A 6,445-nucleotide genomic window follows, 5' to 3' on the forward strand; every position below is an offset into this window, starting at 1 on the left:
GAGCTGTCCAACCTCTGCTTCTCCGCTGGAAACACGTGCGGGCATCTTGCACCCGCGGTACTTGTGCCTGCTGTTCTGCCTGGGCTTTGAGCGTGACGCCCAGTCTACTTGTCCCGTCACCTGGACAAGTGGGCAATACCCGCCTGGCCGACACAGCGCTGTGTCAGGCGTGAAACGCAATAGGGCCGACCCCAAGCCTGGCCGGGCAGTTGCCTCACCGTTCGGAAGTAACCCTGACTCACGCAGCGGACCCCGATCCTCAAGGAGATATCACATCGTGCCCACCAACAGGAAGACCGCTCGGAGCCTGTTCGCTGTAGCGTTACTGGCCGCAGGCCTCAGCATGGCAACTCCGGCGAATGCCGCGCCCGCCATGAATCAGGCACCTTGCACTACTGACGACTTGTTGCACATCTGGGGCCATTACAGTCGTCCGCTCATTGAGGGCCCTTCCGGGCCCTTCGAATACTGCGCCGCCAACGCTGGGACCATGAGACTCGGAGCTGGCGCCTGGGTGGACAAGATCTCCACTGGGAACAACGACATCCAGATGAACGACGCCAACGGCGCTACCATCAGGATCAGTCGCTGGAACATCGTGACCTACCCCAACCAGCCACCGAACATCACATCTATTCAGATCTTCTGAGGCGCCGGCATGTTCAGCGGCGGCGCGCTCGGGATCGTCGCCTGGCGCCGGACCAGCGCGGGGCGCACCCCGTACTGGAACGTCGGCGCGCAACTGCGGCCCGAGGCGCGCGGGCGGGACATCGGCACCGCCGCGCAGCGCCACCTCGTCGACTACCTGTTCGCGCGCTCTCCCGTCGTACGGCTCGAAGCGGACACCGAGACTGGCAACGTCTCCGAGCAACGATCCCTGGAGAAGGCGGGTTCACCCGCGAAGGCGTGATGCGCGCCGTGGGGTTCCGCGACAGGCAGCGGCGGGACGCGGTGCGGTACACGGTGATACGAGGAGACACCGCGCGGCCGGACACGGCCGAAGGGCCGGAGTCCGGCCGCGCGTGACCGCCTCTGCCCGGTCCTGTCGCCCGGGCGGGTTCTCGTCGTGCCTCAGCGCCGCACGGCGCATTGCCAGGCGCGCGGATCAAGCCCATCCCTGATCCGCTACAGAGCTACTTGTCACTTCGTGGACCGTCGGTTTGCTCGCACGGCGAAGCATCCTGAAGGACGGTCGCCTCTACGGGTTGTTGGGCCCCAACGGAGCGGGGAAGACGACTTTCATCCGGATGGTGCTCGGGCTGACGAGGCCGTCCTCCGGCGGCATACGTCTGCTGGGGTTGCCGATGCCGGTCCAGCGGCGGGCGGCCCTTGCGGAAGTCGGGGCGATCGTTGAGGAGCCGCGGTTCCATCTCCATCTGACGGGTCGGGAGAACCTGCGGATCGCCGCAGCCGTGCGTGGCCCGGCCGCGCCAGGGCGGGTGGCGGAGATGCTGGAGCGGGTGCGGCTCACCGACCGGGCCGACGAACGGGTCGGCAGCTACTCCCTGGGCATGCGGCAGCGCCTGGGCATCGCCCGCTGCCTGCTCAGTGATCCGCGGCTGCTGATTCTCGACGAGCCGATGAACAGGCTGGACCCGGCGGGAATCCTCGAGATGCGGCACCTCATCAGGTCGCTGGTCGATGAGGGGCGCACGGTCGTTGTCAGCTCCCACCTCCTGGACGAGGTCGAGAAGACCTGCGACCTGGTCGCGATCGTCGACAGTGGTCGGCTGTTGGCCGCGGGACCGGTGGGCGAGATCGCTCAAGGCGGCCGGGATGTGCTGGTCGGGTGCGACGACCCGGCGCGGGCGACCGCGGTGCTGAGAGATCGGCAGGCGGCGGCCGACATCACGGTGGACGACAGCGGGATGCTGCGGATCACTCCGGTCCCCGGGGTGACTGTCCCCACGATCAACCGCCTGATGGTCGAGGCAGGCGTGCAGGTCGGACGGCTCGAACCGGTGCGCGCCACGCTCGAAGAACGTTTTCTGGAGATCACGGCGAACGTGGAGGCGGCGAAATGACAGGCATCAGGATGATCGGAGCGGATCTGCTCAAGCTGTACCGGCGCAGGTCTTTGATGGTCTGGTCGGCTGTGCTGTTCGTCGGCGCACAGCTCTTGTTCTACGGGGTGGGCGCGGCCCGGCACGCCGCCCTGATGGTCTCACTGGCCTTCACCGTCCCCGCGGTTGTCGCCGCCGCGGGTGGCGCGGTGATGCTGGCCGGCCCAGGAGTGGCGCCGACGACCAGTGCCCTGGTGATGAGCGGGCTGGGCCCTTGAGTTGACACTCCCGCCAGACGCTCACAGACCCGGCGAATCGGCGGCCTGGTCGGATGGCCCGATCTGCCGGGGACTTCTTGGGAGCCATGCCGCCGGAGGGCCGCACACAGACCCCCGGGCACGACGAGACCAAGGTCGGCAACCTGAACGCGGCCGTCCGCATCCCCGACTATCTCCTGGACCGGCTCGAAGAACGCCGCCGAAAGACCCTGACTCACTACGCCGACCGGCACGTCGGCCGCCCGCCCACTGCTGCCGAGTGTGCTCACCTGGCCCTGTTCTCCACCGACATCCTCAATCCCGACGGCCGCCGCGCCTGTCCTACACCTGGTTCCACACAGGCTTCCGCAGCTGGATCGCCGAGCTTGACCTCGGCGGTCACTACGTCGCCCACCAGGCCCGGCATACGCTGGCCACGCGGCTGCTGCGGCACGGCGCGAGCCTGACGCACATCCGCCGCTACCTCGGCCAGGTCTCCGACCGCATGACCGAGCACTACGTCCACCTGACCCAGTCGGACCTGGAGAACGTCCTCCAGCACGTCTGGGTCGCCGGACCCGGCACCGCCCGCCCCGGTGAACTCCTCACCAGCGACACCACCCCGCTCACCCCCGGACAGGCCCAGGCCCTGGCCATCGACCTGTCCCCCCGCAGCACTCCCGCCGAGGGCGGGTTCTGCACCTTCCAGCCCGTCGTCGACGGCGGCGCCTGCCCCTGGAACCTGGGCTGCCACAAATGCGACAAGTTCGTCCTGTCCGGCGCCGACCTCCTTTACTGGCGGCGCAAGCGCGAGCAGTGGCGGTTGCTGGCCGAAGGCGCCTCGGACGACGCCACCGCCGAATACCTCCACCGCTACTTCGAGCCCACCGCCCGCGCCATCGACGGCCTGGAGAAGGCACTGGGTGGACTCGGCCTCCTCGACGACGCCCTCAACCTGGACCTGCGCAAACCCCAGGACTACTTCCACCGCATCTGGTCCACCGCCTTCCTCGCCGCCGATCTCTCCGACGCAGGCAGCGACCAGGAGAGCGAGTACAGCGATACGTGCACAGCCGACGAGACCGACCCCGAACAGGACGTCGCATGAAGACCGCCCTCGTCCCCGAACCGCGCACCGCAGCAGCCCTGGCGGCCCGCCGCCGCAAGACCGAGACCGCCCTCCAGCGAGTCCGCTCGACAATCGCCCGCCTCCGGCGTGAGAAGGCGCAGGTCAGTGTCGCCGCGGTCGCCCGCCGCGCGGGCGTCTCGCGCACCTTCCTCTACGACAACTCCGAGGCCAGAGCCGCGGTCAGCACCGCCATGGCCGAAGCCAGTGAAAGCCGCCCCCCGGTTGCTCGCCGACCTGGACGACGAACGCGAAGCAACCTGGCGCGAACGCGCACTCAACGCCGAGGATGCCCTCAAGACGACCCAGTCCGACATCCTCACACAGCGCACCCGCATTGGTGAACTCCTCGGCCAAATCCGCGACTGGTAGCTGAGTGGACCGAGGGAACCATCCAGCGGATCACCACCGAGAACACCACCCTCAAGCAACGGGTCCGCCAACTGGCCGCCGACAACCGCATTCTCGACGAACGGCTCCAAGCCGCCCGTGCCAACCTCCGCTTCCAGGGCCGGCGCATCGTCGACCTCGAAGTCCGCCTTGCGGACCTGGAGGCTGCGACCTGTTCAGGGACCTGACGGCGGCCTTCCTCCACAGCTCGGCGAAGAGCTCGCAGCAAGCTTTGCGCCAAGGTTGGTAAAACAGCAGTGTTTTAAACTTAGGGCTCTATAGAGTTCACCGACGACCGTTGTCTGGAAAGGAAGTCGATGAGTGCACTGTTGCGAACTGCCCAGCAAGTAGTGATCGTTGAGCGGCGACAGTTTGCCCTGTGCGACGGGGCAGCGCCAAATGGAGATGGCCCGTGGCAGCTTCCCGATAGGGATGTGAACGATGGGCTGTCTGTGAATAACGCTGGTGTCATGGTCGCCAGCACTGTTCCAATGCACGACGTCGATGTGCAGATCGAATTGTGGAATGGAGAGCCCTCTCGGGTGGGTGAGAAGCCCATTGGCGAGGTGCTGTTGCGACTTCCCTCGGGAACGTTGACTGCTTGGGCCGTACCCCATGGCCCTGCCGGCGAACCGTTGGAGATGGACGGCATAGGAGTGTATTCCGTTCGCGTCTATCGACGAGGGGGTGGAGAGGAAGCAATCACTCGTCAAAAACAGGGAATTTTCAGCGATCTGGAGTCCTATGTGGTGCAGGCATGGCGCCGCCCCTAATCCAAGAAGTGGGCTAGGGGCGGCGCCATGTGGGCTACTTCACGTATACGTAGAACTTATCGTTGTGCAGGATACGGTCGGCGATGTACCAGTTGTTGAGGTCCGTTCCGGCATTTCCGTTCTGCGTGCCGTCTACGTAGCGGACCGAGAAGTTTCCGTCGCCCTTTCCTGCACCTTGCCATGTTGAGGCGAATGGGTACTCGTCACATTCCTCGTCGGCGTTATGGGACAGGGATGCGCAAGTGGACGTTACCTTGCTTCGGTTAGCGTTGTACCGAGCAGTTGCTGCCGCGTCCCAAGTCGACATCAGCCGCGTGAGAGGAGCACCGCTACTCACGGCCCCGGGTATCACCTTTGCGCTGCCGTCTGGCTTCGGCGGATACGTAGAGTTGGGGTTGGACTGAGCATCCAGCACATGCTGTGCTACCGCCCCATTGCGGGTCGACGTGACGCTGTACTCCTGCATGATAGGAACGACACGGTCAAATATGCCGGCGCCGTTCGATCCGAGATAGCTCGCAGAGTCCATGCGAACTCCCTGTTGACCCATGCTTCCCCATGGAGGGAGGTCGCTGCGGGACCAGCCCGCGATACCGCATCGGGAAACGGAATCGCGGCTGTATCCGCCCGCTGCCGCCGACGTGATGACGAAGACCGCCTTGCTTCCTGCCGCCCATTCAGGTCGCGTCTTAGGGCTGTTTCCGTCGACATTACAGGCAACGTTACTGCCGTCTGTGCCGCTATATCCCGAGGTGGTCCAGGTTTCCTGTATGGCGGCGGTTACCTTTGCATCCCCTGAGTCGACGAATTTGTCCCGTCCGGACGTCAAGAGGATGGTTCGCTGTCCGGTCGTCCCGTTTCCAGCCTGAGTGCAACGCATCGTCGTTGTGCCTTTAACGACGCCGGACGAATCGACCGTGTAGTAGAGGCAGGTGGCAACGAAGCACCAATTGTAGTGATCTATGATCACGCCTGCCGGTCCAGCCCCAGTCCCATTGGGGAAAGCAGCGTTGCAGCTAGCTACCGTTACTTGAGCGGCAGCAGCAGCGGCAGTCAGCGACGGCGCTTTCGCCGCCGTTGGCTGAGCGTAGACGACGTTGCCGCGAAGTGCGGTTGCGTCTCCGTGCTCTGTGAGAGTCTCGGGTGCTGGCGGGGTGGCGAAGTTGGCCGTGAGCGTAGTCGGCAACTTGGAGCCGATCGGAAGCGGCGGGTGGTCCGCGTCCACCAACCCGCCGTCTATCGCGGTTAACTCACCCTGTGCCGTCAGCGGCTGAGCTACCGTCGGCGAACTGCTCAGCCCCAATAAGATTGCGAGCATCACGCCGACTGTAGCGACAAGTCTGGAACGCAAAGCGTCTCCTAGGTGATTGTCGGTGACCTGTCAGGTTGCTCGCGTAACCGTACCTCGCCAATGTGTGCGATCTGCATGGGTTTTCAGATTGGCCGAATTTAAACACTGGATTCCGGCATTCCATTTCTTGCGACGAGCGGTAACTGAGCTCTGGCCGAGGAGAGAGCGCCATCCTGAAATGTGCTGATGTGCAGGGCTGGTGTGCGCGGCAAGCAGGACGCTCGCGCCCGTCGAGGGCGTGATCGCTTCGAGGTGATCGCCCGTCAAGGTTGGTCCCGGCGAAGGTCTGCCGCACGGGTCGAACTGTTGGCTGACGGTACGCGGCGGGTGCGCCTGACGACCCCGGTCGTCACTGGCTGCATGATCCGGCCGGGCGCTTCTCGCCGCGTAGCTGCACGAGGATGGCCAAACCGTCCAGACAACTTACAGTTAGGGCCCGCAGAGAATCAAAGCGTGCGAAGCAACACCTTGATTCTCTGCGGGCTCTAAGCTCAATACCGGTAACTTATGGTTTTGGTGTTCGCTTGACCCGTTTGGGTTTGGTG

Annotated in this window: 8 protein-coding genes and 1 pseudogene; 8 read left to right on the forward strand and 1 reads right to left on the reverse strand. The window is 64.8% G+C overall.

What is annotated here, in order from left to right:
* Nucleotides 1–277 precede the first annotated feature (277 nt).
* The 8 genes and pseudogenes from ABZ646_RS37375 (at nt 278) to ABZ646_RS37410 (ending at nt 4,549) form a co-directional block, all read left to right on the forward strand.
* Entirely contained in the window at nt 278–649 is a 372-nt protein-coding gene (locus tag ABZ646_RS37375) for a beta/gamma crystallin domain-containing protein (RefSeq protein WP_360529377.1), read from the forward strand.
* 9 nt (nt 650–658) lie between these two features.
* Entirely contained in the window at nt 659–910 is a 252-nt protein-coding gene (locus ABZ646_RS37380; protein WP_360529380.1) for a GNAT family protein, read from the forward strand.
* 250 nt (nt 911–1,160) lie between these two features.
* Entirely contained in the window at nt 1,161–2,024 is an 864-nt protein-coding gene (locus tag ABZ646_RS37385) for an ABC transporter ATP-binding protein (protein WP_360529383.1), read from the forward strand.
* The gene (locus tag ABZ646_RS37390; RefSeq protein ID WP_360529386.1) at nt 2,021–2,281 is read left to right on the forward strand and encodes a hypothetical protein; all 261 of its coding nucleotides are present in this window, start codon (nt 2,021–2,023) and stop codon (nt 2,279–2,281) included. Before ABZ646_RS37385 ends, ABZ646_RS37390 begins: the two co-directional genes overlap by 4 nt.
* A 259-nt stretch (nt 2,282–2,540) precedes the next feature.
* Nucleotides 2,541–3,368 carry a site-specific integrase gene (locus ABZ646_RS37395; RefSeq protein WP_360529389.1) on the forward strand — a complete coding sequence of 276 codons (828 nt, stop codon included), beginning with the start codon at nt 2,541–2,543 and terminating at the stop codon, nt 3,366–3,368.
* Nucleotides 3,365–3,583 (forward strand): annotated as a pseudogene (locus ABZ646_RS37400) (DUF6262 family protein); the annotation flags it as partial. The gene ABZ646_RS37395 and the pseudogene ABZ646_RS37400, both read left to right, overlap by 4 nt.
* Nucleotides 3,584–3,611: 28 nt before the next feature.
* On the forward strand, nt 3,612–3,758 hold the full coding sequence (locus tag ABZ646_RS37405) for a hypothetical protein (RefSeq protein ID WP_360529398.1): 147 nt from the start codon (nt 3,612–3,614) through the stop codon (nt 3,756–3,758).
* A gap of 335 nt (nt 3,759–4,093) precedes the next feature.
* Nucleotides 4,094–4,549, forward strand: a complete 456-nt coding sequence (locus ABZ646_RS37410) for a hypothetical protein (protein WP_360529392.1) — start codon at nt 4,094–4,096, stop codon at nt 4,547–4,549.
* A 34-nt stretch (nt 4,550–4,583) separates the two neighbouring features.
* Here the strand turns inward: ABZ646_RS37410 and ABZ646_RS37415 are convergent, their stop codons facing one another.
* Entirely contained in the window at nt 4,584–5,867 is a 1,284-nt protein-coding gene (locus ABZ646_RS37415; RefSeq protein WP_360529395.1) for a NucA/NucB deoxyribonuclease domain-containing protein, read from the reverse strand.
* Between the last annotated feature and the right edge of the window lie 578 nt (nt 5,868–6,445).

Source organism: Streptomyces sp. NPDC007162 (assembly GCF_040634175.1).
GTDB lineage: Bacteria > Actinomycetota > Actinomycetes > Streptomycetales > Streptomycetaceae > Streptomyces.